The sequence below is a fragment of the Listeria sp. SHR_NRA_18 genome (assembly GCF_003856515.1).
Lineage (GTDB): Bacteria > Bacillota > Bacilli > Lactobacillales > Listeriaceae > Listeria_A > Listeria_A newyorkensis.
The window spans coordinates 72,226-94,133 of the sequence record NZ_QPKR01000001.1 but is presented as its reverse complement, the minus strand read 5'-3'; the positions used below and the strand labels follow the sequence as shown (position 1 = coordinate 94,133).

Sequence of the window (21,908 nt, the reverse complement as noted above, 5' to 3'; positions counted from 1 at the left end):
TTCACCCCTTTTTCACGTCCGATAACACGCATTTATTTTGACATAATCATAGCTTAAATCGCATCCCCAAGCGGTTCCTGCTTCCAAGCCACTATGCAGATTCACCTCGATTAGGATATTTTCTTTTTGCAAATAATCAGCCAGTACATCCGGATTGTACGCTGCCGTCTCACTTTTTTCTAAAATCACAGTCTCACCAATTCGAATCGTGATATTATCTGGTGAAAAACGCCCGCCACTGTAGCCAATCGCGCAAATTATTCGGCCCCAATTCGCATCCTCGCCGAACATCGCTGTTTTCACAAGGCTTGACGATACAATTTGTTTCGCGATCATCCTCGCGTCTTCTTTTGATGTTGCGCCTTTCACTTGGGCTTCAATGAGTTTCGTCGCTCCTTCGCCGTCTCTCGCAATGCTTTTCGCTAAATGTTGGCACACCGCGTAAAACATTTTGGTAAATGTCGCAAACTCTGGTGTACCTTCTGAAAAAGTGGTATTTCCCGCGCAGCCGTTAGCCATCACGACAACCATATCATTCGTTGATGTGTCCCCGTCCACCGTTATTTGATTGAACGTTTGATCTACTTTTTGTTTTAGCAATTTTTGCAATAGTTTAGCTGGTACCGCTGCGTCTGTCGTAATGAATGAGAGCATCGTCGCCATATTCGGATGAATCATCCCTGATCCCTTTGCTACACCTGAAATCGTAATCGTTTTACCGCCAATTTTTGCTTGCAATGTAAGCTCTTTTTGTACCGTATCCGTCGTTAAAATAGCTTCGTGAAAATCAGCGCTCACACCCGACTTCGCATCCAATGACGCAATGCCTGCCTCCACTTTTTCCATTGGTAAGTAGTCGCCAATCACGCCTGTTGACGCAACCGCCACATCCGTATCCGCGATGCCTAAATGTTTCGCCGCCAGCGCCCGCATTGCAAAGCCATCTTCCAAGCCGCGCTTCCCAGTGCACGCATTCGCCACACCACTATTGACCACAATCGCCTGCAACGTCTGATTCGCCGCCAAGCTATCCTTTGTTATAAAAATCGGCGCCGCCTGCATCTGATTCATCGTGTAAACCGCTGCTGCCTCCGCTGGCTTTTCCGAAAAAATAATCCCGATATCCTTCTTTTTACGCTTTAAACCACAATGCTTCCCATCCGCGAAAAAACCGAGCGGCGTCGCAATCGTGCCATTTTCAACCGTTATCCAATCCTCTTTTTCCAATACCTTCTCCATCGTATTTCCCCCTAATCAAGGATAAACCGGTATAAAATCAAGCCCAGCCGTCTCCTCAAATCCGGCCATCAAATTCAAATTCTGAATCGCTTGTCCCGCGGCCCCTTTGACCAAATTATCAATCACTACAACAATCGTAATCATATTCGTTCTTTCATTATAACAAAGCCCAATATCGCAAAAGTTCGAAGCCGTCACTTGTTTGAGCGTCGGATAAACATCCTTATCCTGAATACGAACAAATGGCTTTCCATCGTAGCTTTCTCGGTAAAGCGCAAGCAGTTCCTCCGTCGAAGTCTCGCCTTTTGCCTTCACATAAATCGTTGCAAAAATGCCTCGCGTCACCGGAATAAGCGATGTCGAAAACGTAATCGCATCAATGCCCGCGTCCCACACGCGCAACTGCCGAATAATCTCTGGAATATGCTGATGCTGGTTCATCCGATACAGCGTCATGTTCTCGTTCGTCTCCGGAAAATGCGTATTCGCGCTCGGCGTCTTACCCGCCCCAGAAATGCCCGATTTCGCATCCACAATAATAGAATCCGCCTCGACCTTGCCATGCATCACAAGTGGCGCTAAACCAAGCAAAGTTGCCGTCGCATAACAACCAGGATTCGAAATAAACGTCGTGTCCACGTTCTCCCGCCATTCCGCCAACCCGTATTCCGCCTGATTCAAGTAAGCAACCGGCGCTGCGTCCTTGTTATACCACTTCTCATATTTCTCCTTCGTCAACCTGAAATCCCCGGACAAATCAATAACCTTCATCCCCGCATCGATAAACGGTTGCGCCGCCTCCTTCGCGACCCCGCTAGGCGTTGCAAGAAAAACCGCCTCACTTTCCTCCGCTATTTTCGCCACGTCAATCTCGGCCAGCTCATGATGGTAAACCGTATGTAAATGCGGGTAAAATCGCGAAATATCATCCGTCTGAGCGGAAAAACTATGCAAAGAAGCAATCTCAACTTGCGGATGTTGATGCAATAGTCGAAGTAATTCGAGCCCTCCATAACCTGTTGCTCCAATAATCGAAACTTTCATGATTTTCCCACCCTTCTTATTTTTTATGATAAAACTTATTATAAACTTGTATATTTATAATGTCAAATGGTTTTTTATAAATTATAAAACTATTTTTATGCACTATATATGCATATTCGTTCTTTTTTTATGCAAAACACATTCACAAATCCCCATCAAAAAAGACCGCTCATCAGAACGGCCCTCCATCACGCAATATATCATTTCTCTTTATCCGAGTCCTTCTTCACAGCATTCTTCACGCCTTCTGCTGTTTCCTTCGCATCCGATGCCGCTTCTTTCACCTTGCCCTTCGCTTTTTCCAAAAAGCCCTCAGTCTGCTTTTCCTTATCGCCAGTCAATTTCCCTGTCTTTTCCTTCACTCCACCCTTTACTTGCTCCTTCTTGCCTTTATCGTCTACCATAAAATTCATTCCTCCTTCTATTTTTAACCGTGATGCATTGTCAAAAACATTTCCTTGCCTCTACTTCATTTTTACCCTGTTAGTTATAGAAAAAACATATCTGAAATATGAAACGATTCCCACCAATAAAAAAACGACACCACAATCGGCATCGTCTCCCTTGTTAAAATAGATCTGAAAATTCATCCTGTACTTTTTTCACATCTGCAACTTCCACAGAAAAAGTTTCTGTCGCATCCACCGCTTCCTGCACCAACGCCTCAAAATCTATAAAGCTTTCATAACGCTCCACTTTATCTAATTTAGGACGTGTTTTCGGAGATGGTGGCGTGAAAATCGTGCAGCAATCCTCGAATGGTTGCACAGAAATATCATACGTGTCAATCGCCTGCGCAATCTCGATAATCTCATTTTTATCCATCGATACCACAGGACGAATAATCGGCGTTGTCGTCACAGCATTAATCGCCAGCATACTCTCCAGCGTCTGACTCGCCACCTGGCCTAAACTCTCACCATTCACAATCGCCAAACCTTCCCGGCGTCGGCGCAGCTCGTCCGTAACCCGCAACATCATCCGACGCGTCACCGTCATCGTGAACCCTTCCGGAATTTGCTTTTTAATCATTTCTTGAATCGCGGTAAACGGCACCACATGCATCTGCACCTGCCCGCTATACTGCGCCAATTTTCCAGCTAAATCAACAGCTTTTTGTTTCGCGCGCTCACTCGTATACGGCGGACTATGAAAATGCACCGCCTCAACCTCCACACCACGTTTCATCGCCAAATATCCCGCAACAGGACTATCAATCCCACCCGAAAGCATCAACATCGCGCGCCCCGAAGAACTCACCGGCAAACCGCCCGCGCCTTGAATTGTCTGACACGACAAAAAGATTCCTTCACTACGAACGTCAACAAGTAACTTCACATCTGGATTTTTCACATCGACATGCAAGTCATCGATATTTTGCAAAATAAACCCGCCGAGCTCGTGATTAATCCCATTCGTATCCAGCTCAAATGACCGATCCGCACGCCGCGCATTCACTTTGAAACTCCCGCCAGCCTGATGCATCGCGCGAACAAGTGACAATCCAGCTTGCTTCATCTCCTCCAAATCCTGAGGTACCCGAACTGCCGGACTAAACGACTGAATCCCAAAAATCGGACGCAACCGCTCTAAAATAACCTGATCATCCGCTCCATTTAATAGTAAATACATCCGATCACGCTCTCCGAACACTTTCACTTCTGGAAAATCTGCAATCGCTCGTTTCACATTATGCGCTAATTTTTTAATAAACTGTTTCCGGTTCCGGCCTTTTGTTGATAACTCGCCATACCGAACGACTATACGATCATATTTCATCATTTCACCACTTCATTCAAATTTTTGATAATCTCTTGTATTGCTTCCATAAAACGCTCTGCTTCCGCCATCGCATTCTGGTAAGACAAGCTCACACGAACGGCGCCCACAGCTTCTTCATCCGTCACCCGCATCGCTTTTAACGTACTGCTAGCAAGCTTGGCACGCGAAGAACAAGCACTCGTCGTCGAAACATATATCTCATATTTCTCCAACGCATGCACCAAAATTTCGCCACGATGCCCAACGACAGAAAAACAACAAATATGCGGTGCCGCCTGGTTTTTATCCGTATGAATCGAAACCTCTGGAATACCCGCAAGCGCGTCTAGCAAATAATCGCGAATCGCTTCTAGATCAGCAACATGTGCTTTCTGCTCTTCCAAACCAATCCGCAACGCCTTCGCAAAAGCCACGACACCAGCCGTATTTTCCGTCCCGTTTCGCAGACCAAATTCCTGCCCACCACCATCCAAAAGCGGCATCACCGATACGTGCTTCTTCTTTATCAAAACGCCAGTCCCATTCAAGCCATGTATCTTATGTCCAGAAATACTCACCAAGTCGACGTCCGCAACATCCAGCGCCACCTTCGTCAATCCCTGCACATGATCCACATGAAAAAAGGTCTGCGGTCGCGTTTTCAGTACCTCCGCAATCGCTCCAATCGGCTGCACAGAGCCAACCTCATTATTCACATGCATCACCGACACCAAAATCGTATCTTCCCGCAGCGCACTTTTCAAATCTTCCACCGAAACAACGCCCGACGCATCGACTGGCAACCGCGTTACTTCAAATCCTTGCGCCTCTAAGCTATGCATCGTATTTTGGACCGAGGGATGTTCAATCGCCGTCGTAATCACATGCTTCCCGCGATTACGATAAAATCCCGTCACGCCCTTAATCGCCATATTATTACTTTCCGTCCCACCAGATGTAAAAATAATTTCCTCAGGCAGCGTCCCGAGCATCCCAGCCACAAGAATCCGCGCCTGTTCGTGCAACTCACTAACCTTCGAACCATAGCCATGAAGAGAGGACGGATTCGCAAAATAGTTCGTCGCTACTTTTGCATATGTCTCCACACAAGCATTCAGCGGCTTTGTCGTCGCACTATTATCAAAATAAATCATCCAAAAAAGCCCCCATGAATTAATTCTCATTCATTATTCTATCACAGAATCACCAACCGCGCGCATACATTTCAAAAAAATCCGCGCTCGGAACAAAGAAAAATCGTCCCATCCTTCTTACTCGGATAAGACGACATTTCTCGCTTCATTATTCCTCTACTTCATCCACATTTATCTTCATTTCATACGCCTTCTCAATCTTCTTAAACGCACTCGGCTCTACTTTTTCCAAAGCCGTTACTGCAAGTTCCAGCGCTTTCTTATATTGATAATCATCATAAAAATGGTCTTCCGCTTGACGTAATGCTATTGCAAGATCCGGCGTCTGTAAACGATAACGGTTCGCATATTGAATCACGTGCTCCACTAAATGCGCGTTCTCAATCATTTCATCCGCTTTCTCGGTCAAATGCTCCAAATCCTCTTGCGCCACCTGCCACTCGTGATTCACCGATTTCATATTCAGCGGCTTCTCTTCCAACTTCTGTTCTAGCTTAGAAATCGACGCCTCCATGTGCTCACATAGCGCCAAGTAGTCCTCTGGCTTACCAGGAAGTCGCTCACGATCCAATCTACGGTTCAAATTCAGAATCGCCCGACGCATTCTATCTGCATCTTCACGCGCCTCTAGCTCATCTTTTCGTAGCGAACGCAATTCTTCTGCAAATGCGTCTTGCTCTAAGGAAATCGTCGACACAACCGCATCAATTTCTTTCAACGCATCCTCTGCCGCCGAATACGCAATTTTAACCTCAGAAAGTCGTTCCGTAACGGTCGCCAACTGTTCTTTCTGGAGCTCTAACTGGCTTGCAATTTTCAAATAGCTTGCCAAATCCTCTTCCGTCACATGATACGTCTGCTTCACTTCTTTAATCTGCTCAGCTAACGCGTCCGACACATCGAGCTGTTTCTCCAGTTTCGCTTCCACCACAATACGATTTTCCTTCACAAAATGGCGCGCCTCAACCTCATGCTCCAATGTATCGTAAAACAAGTTAATTTCCGTATGCAGTTCTGCCACACCGCTTTCCACGGCTTCTAGTTCCCCTGCCACAATCTTGTCTTTCAAATCCGTCACCCGATTGCTCATCCGGTCCAATTCCGCAGCCAGTTGCAATTGCTCCAAGAAATAGCCTTGTTGCGCCATTTCATCATAACCCGCTTGCAACTTGCCCATTTCGTCCGGTAAAACAACATCGCTCTCACGCAGCAAAACAGGAATTTTTTCCAGTTTCACGCCTAATTTCTCCAGATCATGTTGGACATTCAACACCACTTCCCGTGCCTCCAAATAATCCCCTTGATCCGTCAACATATCAAACCGATTCAAGTTCTCCGCAATCGTATCTAACTCGCCTTCCACGCTATGTAACGCGTCACCAAGCTTATACCCATTACTCAAAACCTCACGGCGCAACGTCGTGAATTTATCCTTCGCCATCCGAATATCCTGCGCATTGCGTTCCTCACTAGCAATCAATTCCTTCAATCCACGCAAAATTTGCTTCATTTGCGTATCGATCTCATGAATCACCTGCTCCACCTGATTTTCCATCTGCGTCGCTTGGCGGAACTGATAGCGATCCGTATGTTGCTCCGCGCCAAGAATATACTCTTCCAAGTTTGGAAATAATTTCGTCGCAATATCGTCCCACGAGTCGCGCCACGATTCAAACAAGTCCTCCGTCTGCCCGGTAAGCCGCAACTTCTTCACCTTCGTGAGCTCATCAATCACCGGACGCTCCATCAATTCTATTTTCTGCTCCTCAAGCGCGTTAATTCGCTGATAATGCTTTTTCTTCATTATGTATCCAACCGCAAAAACAACGGCTACAATGACTACAAAGCCGACCAAATACCAAACAAACATGTCGTTTCCTCCTATTATCCCATTATCTCTATTTTTTTAAATCACTTCATTAAGTACAAATGACAAATCCATGCTATACTAATTCATTATACACATACACTATTCTAACACGATTCCGCTGTATTTGCCTTATTTAAAATCAAAAATTATGAAAAAGTGGTGAAAAAAATGATTGAAATTCCAAAATTCACTGGAACAAAAGCAGAAAACTATCAATTATGCGTCAAACAAGTCGAAGCAATGATCGCGGGTGAGCCTAACTTCCTAGCCAATATCAGCAACATCTCCGCTCTATTAAACCAAGCGCTAACCGACATTAACTGGGTTGGCTTCTATTTATATGAAGAAACGAGCAACCAACTTGTCCTCGGTCCATTCCAAGGCCTCCCAGCATGCATCCGTATTCCACTAGGTCGCGGTGTTTGTGGGTCAGCCGCCGCAGAACAAAAAACGTACCTCGTCCAAAACGTTCACGATTTCCCTGGACACATCGCTTGTGACACAGCATCCAATTCCGAAATCGTTATTCCAATTGTCCATGATGGAAAACTGCTTGGCGTTTTAGACGTCGACAGCCCTTCCTTGAACCGTTTTGACGAAACCGACCAACAGTACTTAGAGCAAGTCGTCACTATTTTAAAAGCGTCGATACAATAAAGTTTGACAAGAGTACGCAAAATGTACTATACTAGAAAGCGTGTAAAATGCAGCTTGAGTGATGATGAATATGACCGTTGTTTATCCCCGATTTTTTCGTGGTGTATCCTGTAACCTGCTGCTGCAAGGGCGAAGATACATGAAGATAAACTGCACGTATTTGGTTGGTCACACTTGTTTGTTTTATGCTAAAACAAATTTAAAGGAGGAGTCAATCGATGGCTCGTTATACAGGTCCAAGCTGGAAAATTTCCCGTCGTTTAGGGTTATCACTTTCAGGAACAGGTAAAGAATTAGAACGTCGTCCGTACGCTCCAGGGCAACACGGTCCGACACAACGTAAAAAAATCTCTGAGTACGGTTTACAACAAGCAGAGAAACAAAAATTACGTCACATGTACGGCTTAACAGAACGTCAATTCAAAAACACGTTCGTAAAAGCTGGAAAATTACAAGGTAAACACGGTGAGAACTTCATGATCTTGCTAGAACAACGCCTTGACAACGTGGTATACCGTTTAGGTCTTGCTCGCACTCGTCGTGCAGCACGTCAATTAGTAAACCACGGTCACATTTTAGTAGATTCAAAACGCGTAGACATCCCTTCTTACCAAGTATCACCTGGTCAAGTAATCAGTGTTCGCGAAAAATCTCTTAAATTATCAGCAATCGCTGAAAGCTTAGACGTTGCGGCATTCGTGCCTGAATACCTAACTTTCGACGCTGAAAAACTGACAGGTACATTAAGCCGCCTGCCAGAACGTTCAGAATTACACGCTGAAATCAACGAAGCATTTATCGTAGAATTCTATTCACGTTAATCGCCTTAAAAACCACGAATGCAACTCGCATTCGTGGTTTTTTGTTGCGGCAAAAAAAGAGTAAGATATCACGAAGGAAACATGATATCTTACTCAAACAAAATAAACACTTTATACATATTTTCTCATGGTAATATCTACGACTTCAAAACCCATCTTTTTATAGACATGGACCGCCCGCTTATTGTGCGCAAAGGCATGCAACGATATCTCGGTAATTCCTCGTTCTTTTGCATTTTCCTCAAGCAAAACTAACAACGCACTGCCGAGACCTTTATTTTGAAACGCATCGAAAATCAGAATATCATAGATAAAATAGGTTTTCTCTTCTTGAAAAACCCATAACGTCCCGACAAACGCTTCCCCTTGCATGACTTCCCAAAGAAAATGATCCTTTGTTGCAACGCCATCAGGAAGCAATTCCATCGTCGTCATTCTTGCCTTGAACAACGCTTCATCGCGCGGCCAAATTCCTGCATCTGCTTGATCCTTCGCATAACCCACACTAAGCGACTCCGCAAAATCAGAGAAATGCTCTTTTGGCATCGCTGTTAAACGTAATCCCTCAGACATAGCGCACCAAGAAATATTTTTTCTTACCGCGACGAACAATGGTGAAGCGATCTTCCACACGATCCGCTTTCGTCACTACTTTTTCAAGATCCTGCACACGCTCGCCATTGATATAAATCGCGCCATTCCCAATATCCTCACGTGATTGGCGCTTGGAAGGCTCGATACCAAGATCAACAAGCCAGTCTACAAGCAGTTTCTCCTCTTGGCCCGCCTCAAACGTTGGCACATCTTTAAAACCTTGCTCAATTTCATCCGCCGTCAGCACTTTCACATCTCCACTGAATAAAGCTTCCGAAATCTTAATTGCTTGATCTAACGCCTCTTGCCCATGAATGAAACGCGTCATTTCAGCAGCTAAAGAACGTTGCGCGGCACGGCGATGCGGTTCCAATTTGACCGCTGATTCCAAATCGCTAATTTCGCCTTGATCTAAGAACGTGAAATATTTCAAGTATTTCACAACATCGCGATCATCCGTGTTAATCCAGAATTGGTAGAACTCGTACGGCGTCGTCTTCTCCGGATTCAACCAAATCGCGCCACCCTCTGTCTTACCAAATTTCGTGCCATCTGCTTTTGTTAACAACGGAATCGTCAAACCAAACGCTTTAGAGCCCTCGCCTTGTTTTTTACGAATCAAGTCAAGCCCTGCCGTAATATTTCCCCACTGATCACTACCGCCAATTTGCAGACGACAATTGTGCTTTTCATACAACTCATTGTAATCCATCGCTTGCAAAATTTGGTATGAGAACTCCGTGAACGAAATCCCAACTTCCAGACGATTCGCCACGATATCTTTTGCCAGCATCGTATTGACATTGAAATTTTTACCAAAATCACGCAAGAAGTCAAGCACTGTCAAATCTTTCGTCCAATCATAATTATTCACCATAATCGCGCCATTGTCACCAGCAAAATCAAAAATTGTTTCTAACTGGCCACGCAGGCTTTCAACGTTTTTATTGACCTGTTCGATCGATTGCAGTTGGCGCTCTTCTTTCTTACCACTCGGATCACCAATCGATCCTGTTGCACCGCCAACTAAAATAATCGGACGATGCCCTTTGTTTTGGAAGCGACGCAAAATCATAAATGGAATCAAATGCCCAATATGCATCGAATCTCCCGTCGGATCAATCCCGCAGTACAACGAAATCGATTCCTTTTCCGTTAATTCACGAAGTCCAGCTTCATCAGTCTGCTGGTAAATCGCGCCACGCCACTCTAACTCATCAATAATATTCATCTCATTCTCTCCTTTTCCATAAAAAAAGTCCCTCCGTCTACTGACGAAGGGACGCAAAATATACGTGGTACCACCCAACTTAGGAAAAAATCTTCCTCGCTTCATTAAGATAACGGCAAAAACCGTTTGCAAATGCAAATATGCTCCGGGATGTAATTCGTCCGCCTTATTTGTACTGGTTTGCAGCGACCACCAGCTCTCTTTTCCACAGGGATAAGCGACTACTTCGTCCGTTCATAGCTTTTCGATATAATATTGTACTTCTATTTTTAACACAGCCCAAAACAGATGTCAAGAAACAATATTAAAAAAGCCGAGCAAATCTATTTCTAGACTGCCCGACTCTCCATAAAATTAACGCGTTGTTCCGCGCATTTTTTCGCTATGTGGTAAAATAACTGTTTTTTCTTCTACTTCTTCGTTTGCCATTAATTTCGTCAATAAACGCATCGCTACGGCACCGATATCATACAGAGGCTGAACCACCGTTGACAATTGTGGACGCGCCATCAATGTCAATTTCGTATTATTGGAAGTCACGATTTCAAGCTCTTCCGGCACTTTCACACCAGCATCAAGCGCGGCATTCAAGACACCCATCGCAAGCTCGTCATCTGCCACATAAATCGCGTCAGGCGTTGCTTTCAAGCTACTTAACTGCGCCCAAGCTTTGACACCAGCCTCATAATTATAAGCCGCTTCCAACACATAGTCTTCGTTAAATTTAATTTTGGCTTCTTTAAGCGCCTCACGATACCCGCCTAATTTCAACTCACTGTTTACCGGCTCATCTAGCGAACCACTAATGAACGCCACTTTTTTATGACCATTCTTCGTAAAGCGAGACACAGCCTCATAACTTGCTTGTTTATAATCGATATTCACCGATGCAATTTTGTTTGCCGCATCCACAGAACCCGCCAAAACAACCGGTGCTGGCGAACGATCGAATTCCTCTTGCAACTGCTCAGAAATACGCTCACCCATGTAAATAATACCATCCACTTGCTTACCAAGTAACGTATTCAACACTTGCAATTCCTTATCTTCGTTCTCATCCGAATTACTCAAAATGATATTATATTTATACATCGTCGCGATATCTTCAATCCCACGCGCCAATTCCGCATAAAAAACGTTCGAAATATCAGGAATCATCACACCAACCGTCGTCGTCTTCTTACTAGCTAACCCTCTAGCCACCGCGTTCGGACGATATCCGAGCTGTTTAATAACATCTAATACTTTCTTTCTAGTAACCGGCTTCACATTCGGATTCCCATTGACAACACGAGAAACAGTTGCCATCGAAACATTCGCCTCACGCGCCACATCATAAATTGTTATATTCATTCATTTCACTCTCCAGATTCATTTATTTTAACGGTTAGCCATATGTAACCATTGTAAACGTACACAATCGTGCCTACACTTAATAATACGATAGTTTTTTTCGTTATGCAATTGTTTTCACTTATTATTTACATTACTAAAAATTCAGAAGAAAGCGTTTCATTCGACTATTCCATCACAAAATCCAGCAAACCCCTTCCCACAGCTAATGTATTCCCTTACATAACTCCACGTAAACCAATTCACTCTCCCTTTATACACACAAAAAAAGCAGCTAGGAAATCATTTCCTAACCACTCTCTGCATAACTATTTACTAAAAAATCCGACTCCCCACCAAACCTCAGCGTGGCGACAAATGATTAGATCCTAGGCAAAAGCGAGTACCGAAGCGGAGCATACTGGTGTATGTGAGCATCGGAACACAGCTTTTAACGACGGAGATGATCGTTTGTCGCCACGCTGAAGACTTTATTGGATGTTGGATGGGACTAACTTCGATTTCAAAATCGCTTCCCAGAATGCATCGAACTCTTTCAAGTCCATTTGTTGCGCTGAATCAGACAAGGCTACTGCTGGGTCTGGATGCACCTCAGCCATAACGCCGTCCGCGCCGATTGCCAACGCTGCTTTTGCACATGGAAGTAGTAAATCTTTACGTCCCGTAGAATGCGTCACGTCGACCATAACTGGTAAATGTGTTTCTTGTTTCAAAATTGGAACAGCAGAAATATCTAATGTATTGCGTGTTGCTTTTTCGTACGTACGGATACCGCGTTCGCAAAGAATAATTTGGTCGTTCCCTTGCGCCATGATGTATTCGGCAGCACCAACAAATTCTTCAATCGTCGCAGATAATCCACGTTTTAGCAAGATTGGCTTGTCTACTTGACCCACCGCTTTTAGAAGTTCAAAATTTTGCATGTTTCGTGCACCGATTTGGATAACATCGATGTGATCTAGCGCCACTTCGATATCACGAGGCGTCACGATTTCACTGATCACGCCTAGGCCAAATTCGTCAGCAACACGTTTCAAAATTTGTAATCCTTCCACGCCAAGTCCTTGGAAATCGTACGGGCTTGTACGCGGCTTAAATGCGCCACCACGAAGTAATTTCAGGCCTTTATCACGAACTGCACCAGCCACCGTTGCTACTTGCTCGTAAGATTCTACAGAACACGGACCGAATACGAATGTTGGTACACCGTTTCCGATTGGCACGCCATTCACATTGACAACGGTGTCCTCTTTCTTATTTTTACGAGAAACAAGCAATGCTTTCGAATTATCGTCTTCTTGCAATTCTAGACCAGCCTTGAAAATTTCTTTAAAAAGCTTCTCGATCGTGCTATCTTCAAATGGCCCTTTGTTCGCATCTGTAATTGCGTTCAACATTTGACGCTCACGAACTGGGTCAAAGCGAATAACACCTTGCATGCCTTTAATTTTACCGATTTCTTGTACTAAATTTGCTCGTTTATTAATAGCCTCCAAAACCTCTATGTTTAAGCTATCAACCTGTGCGCGTAATTCTTCTAAATTTGGATTACCCATGTTTTTTGCCACCTCTCCAATTTCCCTGTATATCTTTTTACAGTATATTTTATCATTATAGATGAAAACGATTCATTTGTCACCATATCGCTTTTCTACTTAAGCGCTTTTAAGTGTTAAAGTGAATGTTACAAGATTAATACTAACATCCCTTCTCGCCAAATGCAAGCTAATTTTTCGTCATCGCTTCCAAAAATCGGTTACTCGCAAGAAAAAAAGGTTATAAACAAAGTGTTCTCACACCTCATTTATAACCCATCTTTTATTTTTTCAATTCTTTTTTCGCGTCATCTACAATTTTTTCTGTTTTGTCTTTTGCTGTTTTAGAAGCTTCTTCTACTTCTTCCTTTGATTTGTCAGCCGCTTTCTTCACGTCAGCGCCCACATCTTTCGCTTCGGATTTGAATGTTTCGCCTGCTTTTTGCGCTGCTTGTTTTGTTGCTTCAACGCCTGCTACGGCTGTATCTTTCACAGTTTTTGTTTGCTTAGAAACCGTTTCATACAGCTGACCTGATTTGTCTTTTACTACACCGACAAAACCGGATGCAGAATCGACAAGGGCATCTTTCTTATCTTTGGCTACATTGCCAATTTCGATTCCTTTTTCGTAGGCAACATCTTTCCATTGCGCCCCTTTTTCTTTCACAACTTCGACATGCTCGTTTAGGTCGCCGCGTAGTTCTTTACCTGATTTTGGAGCTAAAAGTAGTGCCGTTACCGAACCTACGATACCTCCGATTAAACCACCGATTAGAAAATCTTTTACGTTAATTCCATCTTTTCCAGACATATATTTTCCCTCCATCTTCATTTTATAAAGTGATTGTTTCTTCTTTCGCTTCCGCCGCAGCTTGTTTGGCAGCTTTATTGGCTTTCATCTTATCACGGAATGATAAAATGGAGTTACTAAATGATACGGCTTGTACGATTTTAGTCTCATTTGTGTGGACTTTATTCGTCGCAAGTGTTGCTAGTTCACGAACGGATTGACTTAGCCCAAGAAGCGATACTCCGATGTCTCCAACCGCGTCGAAAACTGGATCTACTTTTGCCACTTTGCCATTGATATCTTCGAGAAGATCGTTCGTTTTGCTCATTAATTTCTCGGCCTGATCCGTAATCCCCTTGACCTCACCTGTCATTTCTTCGAGCGATTTGGCCACTTCATCCATTGTTTTTGAGGTTGATTTAAGCGTCATGCCTAGATAAACCGCAATGACAAGTAGCGCGATTGCTGCAATTAGAGCCGCAATGTATAAAATTATTTCCACCTTCTCCACACCTCCACATATATCTAACACTTTACCCCTAATGCGTCTATGTAAAACGACCATTTTTGAAGAACGGGCTGTCTTCATTTTAGCAATATTATGCGAAAAAGGGAAGTAAAATAGCATGGCGGCAACAAGATAAATTCTTTTTGGAAGCATATTTCGACGATTTGGAGTAAACTATAGGGGTGCCGCGAAACGGTGGAAAAAATGAAATGGAGTGATTTTCTTGAAAGATCCACGTATTGAAAAACTAGCGTATAACTTAATCAACTACTCTATAAGCCTACAACCAGGCGAAAAAGTACTTATTGAAAACTTCGGCGTACAAAAGGAATTGGTGACGTCGCTTGTTTCGGAAGCCTATAAAGCTGGCGGATTTCCATTCGTATCCTTGAAGGAACCGCAAATTGACCGGGAAATGATGCTGGGCGCAAATCCAGAACAATATGCGAAAATTGCTGAATTTGAAGGCAATGTCATGAAGGAAATGGACGCGTATATCGGGTTGCGTGCTGGCGATAATATCAATGAGCTATCCGATGTTCCTGCTGAGAAATTGAAAATCAACGGCGAAACAGTCGGTAAAATGCATACGAGTATCCGCGTGAAGCAAACGAAATGGGTTGTCTTGCGTTATCCAAGCGCTTCGATGGCACAATTGTCTAAGATGAGCACAGTTGGCTTCGAGGACTTCTATTTCCAAGTTTGTACCCTTGATTACAGCAAAATGGGTGAAGCGATGGAGAGTCTCGTAACGTTGATGAATCAAACCGACCGCGTTCGCCTCGTTGGAGAAGGCACAGACCTGCGTTTTTCGATTAAAGACATTCCTGCAATCAAATGTGCTGGTCAATTAAATATTCCTGATGGCGAGGTTTATACGGCTCCTGTGCGCGATTCTATCAACGGAACCATCACATACAACACGCCATCCCCTTACCAAGGTTTCGTTTTTGAAAATGTTTCCTTTACTTTTGAAAACGGGAAAATCGTGAAGGCTACTGCAAATGACACCGAACGCATTAACAAAATTTTGGACACAGATGAAGGCGCACGCTTTATTGGCGAGTTCGCGATTGGCGTGAATCCATTTATCCATGAGCCGATGCAAGATATCCTATTTGACGAAAAAATCGAAGGCAGCTTCCACTTCACGCCTGGTCAATGTTACGACGAAGCGCCAAATGGTAATGATTCCGCGATTCACTGGGATCTTGTGAACATTCAACGTCCGGAATACGGCGGCGGCGAGATTTACTTTGACGATGTGCTTATTCGCAAAGACGGCCGATTCGTGATTCCAGAACTTGAGAAGTTAAACCCGGAAAACTTAATTTAAATATCGACAAGGAATCCCAATTTCAGCAACGGGATTCCTTTTTTGATGCACAAAAAAAGAACTGCAAACCAGGAATACTCCTAATCTACAGTTCCTCATTCATTCTATTAATTTACTGCTCGCTTTTCTTCCATTATTTCCACACCTGCGTCGAGAACACCTTCATATGCTGCTTGGAACTTTTGAACGTCTCCAGCTCCCATAAATAGGATAACTGCATTCGGGTATGCTAACAGGCTTTCGGTGTGTTGTTCTTGAATCACGTGATTGCCTTTTGTTTTCGCGGCTAAATCTTGAATCGTTAGTGTGCCTCGATTTTCACGGGCTGAGCCGAAAATATCACATAAATATACTTCGTCAGCCAAGTTCAAGCTATCCGCAAAACCTTGCAAGAATGCTTGTGTACGCGTAAATGTATGTGGTTGGAAAACGGCCACGACTTGACGATCTGGATATTTTTGTCTCGCTGCATTAACCGTCGCTCTGATTTCAGAAGGATGGTGTGCGTAATCGTCCACTAGCACTTGATCCTTTTTCTCCGTGATGCTAAAACGGCGCTTCACACCTTCAAATGTACGTAATTCTTTCGCTACATCTGCGGCTGCAATTTTTTCATATTCACTAAGCGCAATAACACTGAGCGCGTTAAGTACGTTATGATCACCGTATGTTGGAATGACGAAATTACCATAAAATTCGCCGTTATGATACACGTCAAACGTCGAACCCGTCGTCTCTTTAATAATGTTTTTAGCTTGGAACTCATTATCGTCTCCGAAACCGAAATAAACAATCGGAATATCTAGTTTCAAACGACGTAACTGCTTATCATCGCCCAATGCAAAAACGGCTTTCTTCACTTGTTTTCCGAACGATTCGAACGCACTGAATACGTCATCCTCGCTCTTGAAATAGTCGGGATGGTCCCAATCAATATTCGTCATAATCGCATATGTCGGGGAATAAGCTAGGAAATGACGTTGGTACTCACACGCCTCCAGAGCAAAATACTCAGCATCACGATTACCTTTTCCAGTGCCATCGCCAATCAAATAAGATGTCGGGCGTAACTCTTCTAGCACATGAGAAAGAAGCCCCGTCGTCGATGTTTTTCCGTGCGAACCAGTGACAGCGATACTTGTATAACCATCAATTAATTGCCCTAAAAACTTGTGATAACGAATAACCGGTAATCCCATATCCATTGCTTTCTTAATCTCTGGATGTTCGTCCTTAAACGCGTTCCCAGCAATGATGGTTAAGCCTTCATGAATATTATCTTCAGAAAATGGTAAAATCTTAATGCCATCGTCTTCTAGTGCTTTCTGTGTAAAGAAGTATTTCTCAACATCGCTTCCTTGCACACAGAAACCTTTATCAAACATAATTTGAGCCAGCGCACTCATACCTGACCCTTTAATCCCAACAAAATGATACGTCGTCATTAATTGAACCCCCAGAATTTTAATCTTTGAAGAGGTAGCCTAAAAAATAGTGTGTTGCCCAACTAAAAAAAGCATTTTCATTATTTTTATTATTTCTAGACATCTTCTTGTATTACTGTTTAAACGTGTGTTTGATGTTTATCTACGCTGTGACCGAAAAATCTCACTAGGTAATTATAGCACTTTCTCGCCCATTTAGAAATCCTTGTGGGAAATTTATATCCAAGGACTTATGTTTTTACGCTTTTATTCGAAATAAAGTACATTTTTATACGCTAATAGAACTACTGATGTATTAATTATCACGTATTTTTTCTAATTGTTCTCGGGTGATAATGACGTCTCGCGGTTTCGACCCATTCGTTTCTGAAACAATACTATGCTTTTCTAATGCCTCCATCAATCTTGCGGCACGATTATAGCCAATTCGAAAATGACGTTGCAAAAGCGACGTCGAAGCACCATTTTGTGCCAGTACAAAATCGCACGCTTCATCGAATAAATCATCCTCTTCTTCTTTGGCAATTTCGCGTTCGAGGAGTTCTTCTTGTTTAAATAAATAGTTCGGTTCTGCCTGATTCCGCACATGGGCAATGACGGCGTCGATTTCTTGATCGCCAACATATGTGCCTTGTAAACGGACCGGCTTCGATGACCCACTTGGTAAGAAGAGCATGTCCCCTTTTCCAAGTAATTTCTCGGCTCCACCGGTATCGATGATCGTTCTGGAGTCGATTTGAGAGGATACAGAGAATGAAACACGCGTCGGGATATTCGCCTTGATGAGCCCTGTTATAACGTCTACAGAAGGCCTCTGCGTCGCGACAATCATATGGATGCCACAAGCTCTTGCTTTTTGTGCAATCCGACTAATGGCTTCTTCTACATCATTTGGCGCCACCATCATCAAATCGGCTAATTCATCTATAATAATCAGGATATACGGTAATTTTTCACCGGAATGTTCTGGATGGGAAAAATATTCGTTAAATTTCTCCATATTTCGAACGCCTGCATGTGAAAATAACTGATACCTGCGCTCCATTTCTTCGACTGCCCATTTAAGCGCGGCTGTTGCGGCTTTGGCGTCAGTAATAACCGGGCTGACAAGATGCGGAATGCGATTGTACGGGGCAAGTTCGACCATTTTCGGATCGATAAGTAATAACTTCAACTCGTCCGGCGTCGCTTTATAGAGCAGACTAATGAGTAACGAGTTGATGCATACACTCTTACCCGAACCCGTTGCCCCAGCGATTAATCCATGCGGCATCGTTTGCAAGTCCGTCACGATTGGCATACCAGAAATATCGAGTCCAAGCGCCGCCGTTAACGGTGACTTACTCGTTTGGAACGCCTGACTATTCATAATTTCTGACAGCATCACAGGGCGGCTCGTTTCATTCGGAATTTCAATCCCGATCGTGCTCTTCCCAGGGATTGGCGCCTCGATTCGAATATCTTTTGCAGCGAGGCTTAACTTGATATCATCCGTCAAATTCGTGATTTTGCTGACCTTCACGCCTTTTTCTGGCTGGACTTCAAAACGCGTTACCGCTGGACCTTGCGTAACGTTAACGACTTTTGCAGACACGTTAAAATTCTCTAGCGTCTCATTCAAAAGTTCCTCTTGAAACGCCAACCACTCCTCGTCCTCATTTTCAAAGACAGGTGGTTTTAGCAAATCTAGGGATGGGAAATAATAGCCGCTCGCGTCTTCTCTCAGATGTTGTTCTGTCGGGAAAACAGGGGCTATTTCTGGTTCTTCCACCGCTACCACTTCTGCTTTTTTCTGTTCGACGTGTTGCTTGTCTTGATTCACCATCATCACATTAAATGGAATCCTCGTTTTCGGCGGTGCACTGTGCTCTCGTTGTTCTACTTTCTCCGGTTTCGGCGCCTCATGAATGAGCTCAATACGTTGTGGCGCAACAGGAACCTCTTCTTCTTGTAAAATTTCCTCTTCCACAACCGGCGGGATTTCCTCGATTTCTTCTACAACAACAGGCTCTGCTTCGACCTCAAAGTCAGCTACAAACTCAGGAGCAACTTCCTCATGCATCGGTTCAACAACAGCTACTAGCTCCTCGATCACTTCATGAACCGCATCACTCGTTTCTGGTTCTTTTGTGATATCAAACTCAAAACGACTTGGTCTTTTTTGGAAAGCAAAAACTGGAGAAGGGACATCGGTTGGTCTAAACGGACGTTTCTTCTCAAATTTCGGCGCCACTGTATTTGGTGATTGGGTTCTCGGTGTTTGGCGCGGTATCGGGGTTTTATGTAGTTCTTGTTTTGTTTCTACTTGTTTTTGTCCATCAGGAATGAGCGGAAAGCGGAACTCGCCTTTTGGATATTGATACATCACTTTAGCGTGGACTTCACGCTTTTGTTTCGTTGATTGCGTATTGCCACGCGGTGTATTTGTCGTTTTCTTAATTTCCTTTACGGCTGCTAATTGAACTGGTGGCGCTGTTTCTGCCTCTTTTTTCGGCTTAGCCACTTCTACTTCTTCATACTCCGCATCTCGATCAGCGAAGAAAAATTCTTTAAACCATCCCATACTATATCACTACCTATTATTTTTTTAACCATTTCTTAAACTGATTCTAACAGAGAAATTTAGATAAAGCTATTATGAATGTGGTAGCTCGTCGAAAAACTGTGAAAAACGGCTATATATAAGCGTTAATGCGTGCATAACTTAAACTTATATCCAGACATAACTCGAGAAAAAGAACAATTTAAATCCATATTGTATACGATATACCACGAAAATAAAACAGCTTTTCGTTAAAAAAGCTGCTTTATTCAAGCACTAGAAGGAAACGGGAAAGGCTGCGCCAACTTCATAATCAGCATCCAAGACCATGATTCCTTTTTCTTCTGGCGCATTCGGAATCGCCAATTCGCGCGCCGCACAGATCATTCCAAACGAGTCTTCCCCGCGAAGATTGGACGGTTTAATAATCAGACCACTCGGCATTACCGCGCCTATTTTTGCAACGACTACTTTTTGTCCTGCATCAACATTTGGCGCACCGCATACGATTTGCACTGTTTTATCTCCCAAATCAACTTGGCATACATTTAATTTGTCCGCATTCGGATGTTTTTCCTTCGACACCACATAACCAACGACGAATTTAGGCGAAAGATCCGCTTCAACCACAAAATCAAAGCCGTTATCCGCTAACTCTTTGTTGATAAACGCCACATCTTCAAGCGTCAGCGAAACCTTGCCAACCGCATCAAACGCGCGCTTTTTCGATACGTCGAAAATATTAATCGCAACCGTTTCGCCTGTTTCAACGTCAAAGATACGCGTTACATTTCCTTTTGATTCAAAATCCGTTTTTTCTACATCCTTGAGGTGGACTAAAAGCGTGTCCCCTACTCCTTTTTCGTTATAAAATGCATTTACAATCACGTTAACTACTCCTTTGGTCTGTTTTTGGCCATAATAAAGATCGGTTCTAGTTTACCATCATTATACACGAGAGGTAAAGAGGTAATTGGTGCAAGGCCGTCCGCAAAAAACTGCATCGTCATGTGCGCCAACACGTCATAGCCTGTATTATTTCTAATATCCGCGATGATCAACACGTCCTGATGCGGCACAGCGAGCACCATTTCTCCATCGATACGCGCACGCATTTCCTCTAAAAACGGCTCATTCAAAATCCGACTTGCATCATACCCATCATTTGTTCGCACGAAATAATAATCATTACCGCTCACCGAATCTTTTTTCGTTGTCGTCGCCCGCGTGCGCAAGTTCGCAAACGCCGCCAGCCTGACATCGTCTATCGTCACATCCGTGTTTTCCAAGCTCTCTTCCTCGATAAAGCGATACGAAGCACCGACATCCACCACGTAAAAAATCGCCGTTTCCGCTGTGTGTTTTTCAGTCAAAAGCGCCTTCCCGTCTTTCGTTTTTTGCGGAAAAGACGTCGCCCGAATGACCGGATAAACGTTCGGCAAACTCGCCTGAATATCCATCGTATGCTGCGACGCTTTCAAACCTTCCTCGACATAATACACGATTTTTTCAACCGCTACGTCCGCCTGTTCTTCCCAATTCGCGATAATTTGCGGGATGGAAAGCGTGATTGAATTGCCCGCTTCCGTCACTTTTAGCGTATCCTTCTCCCGATTATAACGGAATGTACGGTTCGCGCCAGCAAGCTCTTTTTCGAGCCTTTCCTTCATCTTCATCGTTGTCATTTTCATCGTAGCGCCCTCCCCTCTTCCTTATAACGCGTCAATAAAATCCGTAATTTCTTCTTTCGTTTTGCGATCCTTACTGACAAACCGACCGATTTCCTCGCCATCTTCAAACACCAAGAAACTCGGAATACCGAAAATCGCCAAGTCAGCGCAGAGGTCGATAAACTGGTCACGATCCACATGCGAAAACGTAAAATCATCATGTTCCGCCTCAATTTCAGGCATCACCGGCTCGATAAATTTACAATCCCCACACCAATCCGCACTGAACATAAAAATCGTTTTACCATTATTTTTTAACGCATTAAATTCTTCCATTGTTTCTAAATGTTTCATCACT

At 43.7% G+C, this 21,908-nt stretch carries 20 protein-coding genes and 1 other annotated feature; of the genes, 3 read left to right on the top strand and 17 right to left on the bottom strand.

Going from position 1 to position 21,908, the window contains the following annotated elements:
• Window positions 1-12: 12 nt before the first annotated feature.
• The 6 genes from argJ to DUK53_RS00520 form a co-directional block, all read right to left on the bottom strand.
• Window positions 13-1,209: a bifunctional glutamate N-acetyltransferase/amino-acid acetyltransferase ArgJ gene (gene argJ, locus DUK53_RS00545; protein ID WP_036133311.1), complete on the bottom strand. Its 1,197-nt coding sequence runs from the start codon at window positions 1,207-1,209 to the stop codon at window positions 13-15.
• A 45-nt stretch (window positions 1,210-1,254) separates the two neighbouring features.
• On the bottom strand, window positions 1,255-2,283 hold the full coding sequence (argC, locus tag DUK53_RS00540) for an N-acetyl-gamma-glutamyl-phosphate reductase (RefSeq protein ID WP_036089072.1): 1,029 nt from the start codon (window positions 2,281-2,283) through the stop codon (window positions 1,255-1,257).
• Between the two features lie 200 nt (window positions 2,284-2,483).
• Window positions 2,484-2,687 (bottom strand): CsbD family protein, encoded by a 204-nt coding sequence (locus tag DUK53_RS00535; RefSeq protein WP_036089071.1) that lies wholly within the window; start codon window positions 2,685-2,687, stop codon window positions 2,484-2,486.
• Window positions 2,688-2,850: 163 nt separating this feature from the next.
• Window positions 2,851-4,062: a tRNA uracil 4-sulfurtransferase ThiI gene (gene thiI / locus DUK53_RS00530; protein WP_036133216.1), complete on the bottom strand. Its 1,212-nt coding sequence runs from the start codon at window positions 4,060-4,062 to the stop codon at window positions 2,851-2,853.
• The gene (locus DUK53_RS00525) at window positions 4,062-5,198 is read right to left on the bottom strand and encodes a cysteine desulfurase family protein (protein WP_036089069.1); all 1,137 of its coding nucleotides are present in this window, start codon (window positions 5,196-5,198) and stop codon (window positions 4,062-4,064) included. The genes thiI and DUK53_RS00525 overlap by 1 nt, the downstream gene beginning before the upstream one ends.
• Before the next feature lie 148 nt (window positions 5,199-5,346).
• Window positions 5,347-7,068 carry a septation ring formation regulator EzrA gene (locus DUK53_RS00520; RefSeq protein ID WP_036089068.1) on the bottom strand — a complete coding sequence of 574 codons (1,722 nt, stop codon included), beginning with the start codon at window positions 7,066-7,068 and terminating at the stop codon, window positions 5,347-5,349.
• Window positions 7,069-7,236: 168 nt separating this feature from the next.
• On the opposite strand from DUK53_RS00520, the gene DUK53_RS00515 reads away from it, so the two are divergent.
• Together DUK53_RS00515 and rpsD are read left to right on the top strand one after the other, a co-directional pair.
• Complete coding sequence (locus DUK53_RS00515; protein ID WP_036089066.1) at window positions 7,237-7,725, top strand: GAF domain-containing protein; 489 nt, start codon at window positions 7,237-7,239, stop codon at window positions 7,723-7,725.
• A gap of 218 nt (window positions 7,726-7,943) precedes the next feature.
• Entirely contained in the window at window positions 7,944-8,546 is a 603-nt protein-coding gene (gene rpsD, locus DUK53_RS00510; protein ID WP_036072475.1) for a 30S ribosomal protein S4, read from the top strand.
• A gap of 111 nt (window positions 8,547-8,657) precedes the next feature.
• Here the strand turns inward: rpsD and DUK53_RS00505 are convergent, their stop codons facing one another.
• From DUK53_RS00505 to DUK53_RS00480, 6 genes are all read right to left on the bottom strand, one after another.
• Window positions 8,658-9,119 carry a GNAT family N-acetyltransferase gene (locus DUK53_RS00505; protein WP_052165058.1) on the bottom strand — a complete coding sequence of 154 codons (462 nt, stop codon included), beginning with the start codon at window positions 9,117-9,119 and terminating at the stop codon, window positions 8,658-8,660.
• Window positions 9,112-10,371 (bottom strand): tyrosine--tRNA ligase, encoded by a 1,260-nt coding sequence (gene tyrS, locus DUK53_RS00500; protein WP_036089063.1) that lies wholly within the window; start codon window positions 10,369-10,371, stop codon window positions 9,112-9,114. Before tyrS ends, DUK53_RS00505 begins: the two co-directional genes overlap by 8 nt.
• A gap of 44 nt (window positions 10,372-10,415) precedes the next feature.
• Window positions 10,416-10,618, bottom strand: a binding site (T-box leader).
• 107 nt (window positions 10,619-10,725) lie between these two features.
• Entirely contained in the window at window positions 10,726-11,724 is a 999-nt protein-coding gene (gene ccpA, locus DUK53_RS00495) for a catabolite control protein A (RefSeq protein WP_036072480.1), read from the bottom strand.
• A 470-nt stretch (window positions 11,725-12,194) separates the two neighbouring features.
• Window positions 12,195-13,280, bottom strand: a complete 1,086-nt coding sequence (locus DUK53_RS00490; RefSeq protein ID WP_036089061.1) for a bifunctional 3-deoxy-7-phosphoheptulonate synthase/chorismate mutase — start codon at window positions 13,278-13,280, stop codon at window positions 12,195-12,197.
• Between the two features lie 262 nt (window positions 13,281-13,542).
• On the bottom strand, window positions 13,543-14,070 hold the full coding sequence (locus tag DUK53_RS00485) for a YtxH domain-containing protein (protein WP_036089060.1): 528 nt from the start codon (window positions 14,068-14,070) through the stop codon (window positions 13,543-13,545).
• A 22-nt stretch (window positions 14,071-14,092) separates the two neighbouring features.
• The gene (locus tag DUK53_RS00480; RefSeq protein WP_036079392.1) at window positions 14,093-14,551 is read right to left on the bottom strand and encodes a DUF948 domain-containing protein; all 459 of its coding nucleotides are present in this window, start codon (window positions 14,549-14,551) and stop codon (window positions 14,093-14,095) included.
• A 229-nt stretch (window positions 14,552-14,780) separates the two neighbouring features.
• On the opposite strand from DUK53_RS00480, the gene DUK53_RS00475 reads away from it, so the two are divergent.
• A complete protein-coding gene (locus tag DUK53_RS00475; RefSeq protein WP_036089059.1) occupies window positions 14,781-15,893 on the top strand; it encodes an aminopeptidase in 1,113 nt (370 codons plus the stop codon).
• Window positions 15,894-16,000: 107 nt separating this feature from the next.
• Here DUK53_RS00475 and murC read toward each other — a convergent pair whose 3' ends face one another.
• From murC to DUK53_RS00450, 5 genes are all read right to left on the bottom strand, one after another.
• The gene (gene murC / locus DUK53_RS00470; protein ID WP_036133218.1) at window positions 16,001-17,338 is read right to left on the bottom strand and encodes a UDP-N-acetylmuramate--L-alanine ligase; all 1,338 of its coding nucleotides are present in this window, start codon (window positions 17,336-17,338) and stop codon (window positions 16,001-16,003) included.
• A gap of 295 nt (window positions 17,339-17,633) precedes the next feature.
• Window positions 17,634-19,901 (bottom strand): DNA translocase FtsK, encoded by a 2,268-nt coding sequence (locus tag DUK53_RS00465; protein WP_036133221.1) that lies wholly within the window; start codon window positions 19,899-19,901, stop codon window positions 17,634-17,636.
• A gap of 255 nt (window positions 19,902-20,156) precedes the next feature.
• On the bottom strand, window positions 20,157-20,768 hold the full coding sequence (gene ytpR / locus DUK53_RS00460) for a YtpR family tRNA-binding protein (RefSeq protein ID WP_036089056.1): 612 nt from the start codon (window positions 20,766-20,768) through the stop codon (window positions 20,157-20,159).
• Between the two features lie 5 nt (window positions 20,769-20,773).
• Window positions 20,774-21,571, bottom strand: coding sequence for a DUF1444 domain-containing protein (locus DUK53_RS00455; protein ID WP_036089055.1), 798 nt, complete (start codon window positions 21,569-21,571; stop codon window positions 20,774-20,776).
• A 21-nt stretch (window positions 21,572-21,592) separates the two neighbouring features.
• Complete coding sequence (locus DUK53_RS00450) at window positions 21,593-21,904, bottom strand: thioredoxin family protein (protein ID WP_036089053.1); 312 nt, start codon at window positions 21,902-21,904, stop codon at window positions 21,593-21,595.
• Window positions 21,905-21,908: the final 4 nt, after the last annotated feature.

Excerpts from the sequence above, each read along its gene's own strand:
- argC (WP_036089072.1), bottom strand. The coding sequence starts at position 2,283 with ATGAAAGTTTCGATTATTGGAGCAACAGGTTATGGAGGGCTCGAATTA.
- DUK53_RS00535 (WP_036089071.1), bottom strand. The coding sequence starts at position 2,687 with ATGGTAGACGATAAAGGCAAGAAGGAGCAAGTAAAGGGTGGAGTGAAG.
- thiI (WP_036133216.1), bottom strand. The coding sequence starts at position 4,062 with ATGAAATATGATCGTATAGTCGTTCGGTATGGCGAGTTATCAACAAAA.
- DUK53_RS00525 (WP_036089069.1), bottom strand. The coding sequence starts at position 5,198 with ATGATTTATTTTGATAATAGTGCGACGACAAAGCCGCTGAATGCTTGT.
- DUK53_RS00520 (WP_036089068.1), bottom strand. The coding sequence starts at position 7,068 with ATGTTTGTTTGGTATTTGGTCGGCTTTGTAGTCATTGTAGCCGTTGTT.
- DUK53_RS00515 (WP_036089066.1), top strand. The coding sequence starts at position 7,237 with ATGATTGAAATTCCAAAATTCACTGGAACAAAAGCAGAAAACTATCAA.
- rpsD (WP_036072475.1), top strand. The coding sequence starts at position 7,944 with ATGGCTCGTTATACAGGTCCAAGCTGGAAAATTTCCCGTCGTTTAGGG.
- DUK53_RS00505 (WP_052165058.1), bottom strand. The coding sequence starts at position 9,119 with ATGTCTGAGGGATTACGTTTAACAGCGATGCCAAAAGAGCATTTCTCT.
- tyrS (WP_036089063.1), bottom strand. The coding sequence starts at position 10,371 with ATGAATATTATTGATGAGTTAGAGTGGCGTGGCGCGATTTACCAGCAG.
- ccpA (WP_036072480.1), bottom strand. The coding sequence starts at position 11,724 with ATGAATATAACAATTTATGATGTGGCGCGTGAGGCGAATGTTTCGATG.
- DUK53_RS00490 (WP_036089061.1), bottom strand. The coding sequence starts at position 13,280 with ATGGGTAATCCAAATTTAGAAGAATTACGCGCACAGGTTGATAGCTTA.
- DUK53_RS00485 (WP_036089060.1), bottom strand. The coding sequence starts at position 14,070 with ATGTCTGGAAAAGATGGAATTAACGTAAAAGATTTTCTAATCGGTGGT.
- murC (WP_036133218.1), bottom strand. The coding sequence starts at position 17,338 with ATGACGACGTATCATTTTGTTGGGATTAAAGGGTCAGGTATGAGTGCG.
- DUK53_RS00465 (WP_036133221.1), bottom strand. The coding sequence starts at position 19,901 with ATGGGATGGTTTAAAGAATTTTTCTTCGCTGATCGAGATGCGGAGTAT.
- DUK53_RS00455 (WP_036089055.1), bottom strand. The coding sequence starts at position 21,571 with ATGAAAATGACAACGATGAAGATGAAGGAAAGGCTCGAAAAAGAGCTT.
- DUK53_RS00450 (WP_036089053.1), bottom strand. The coding sequence starts at position 21,904 with ATGAAACATTTAGAAACAATGGAAGAATTTAATGCGTTAAAAAATAAT.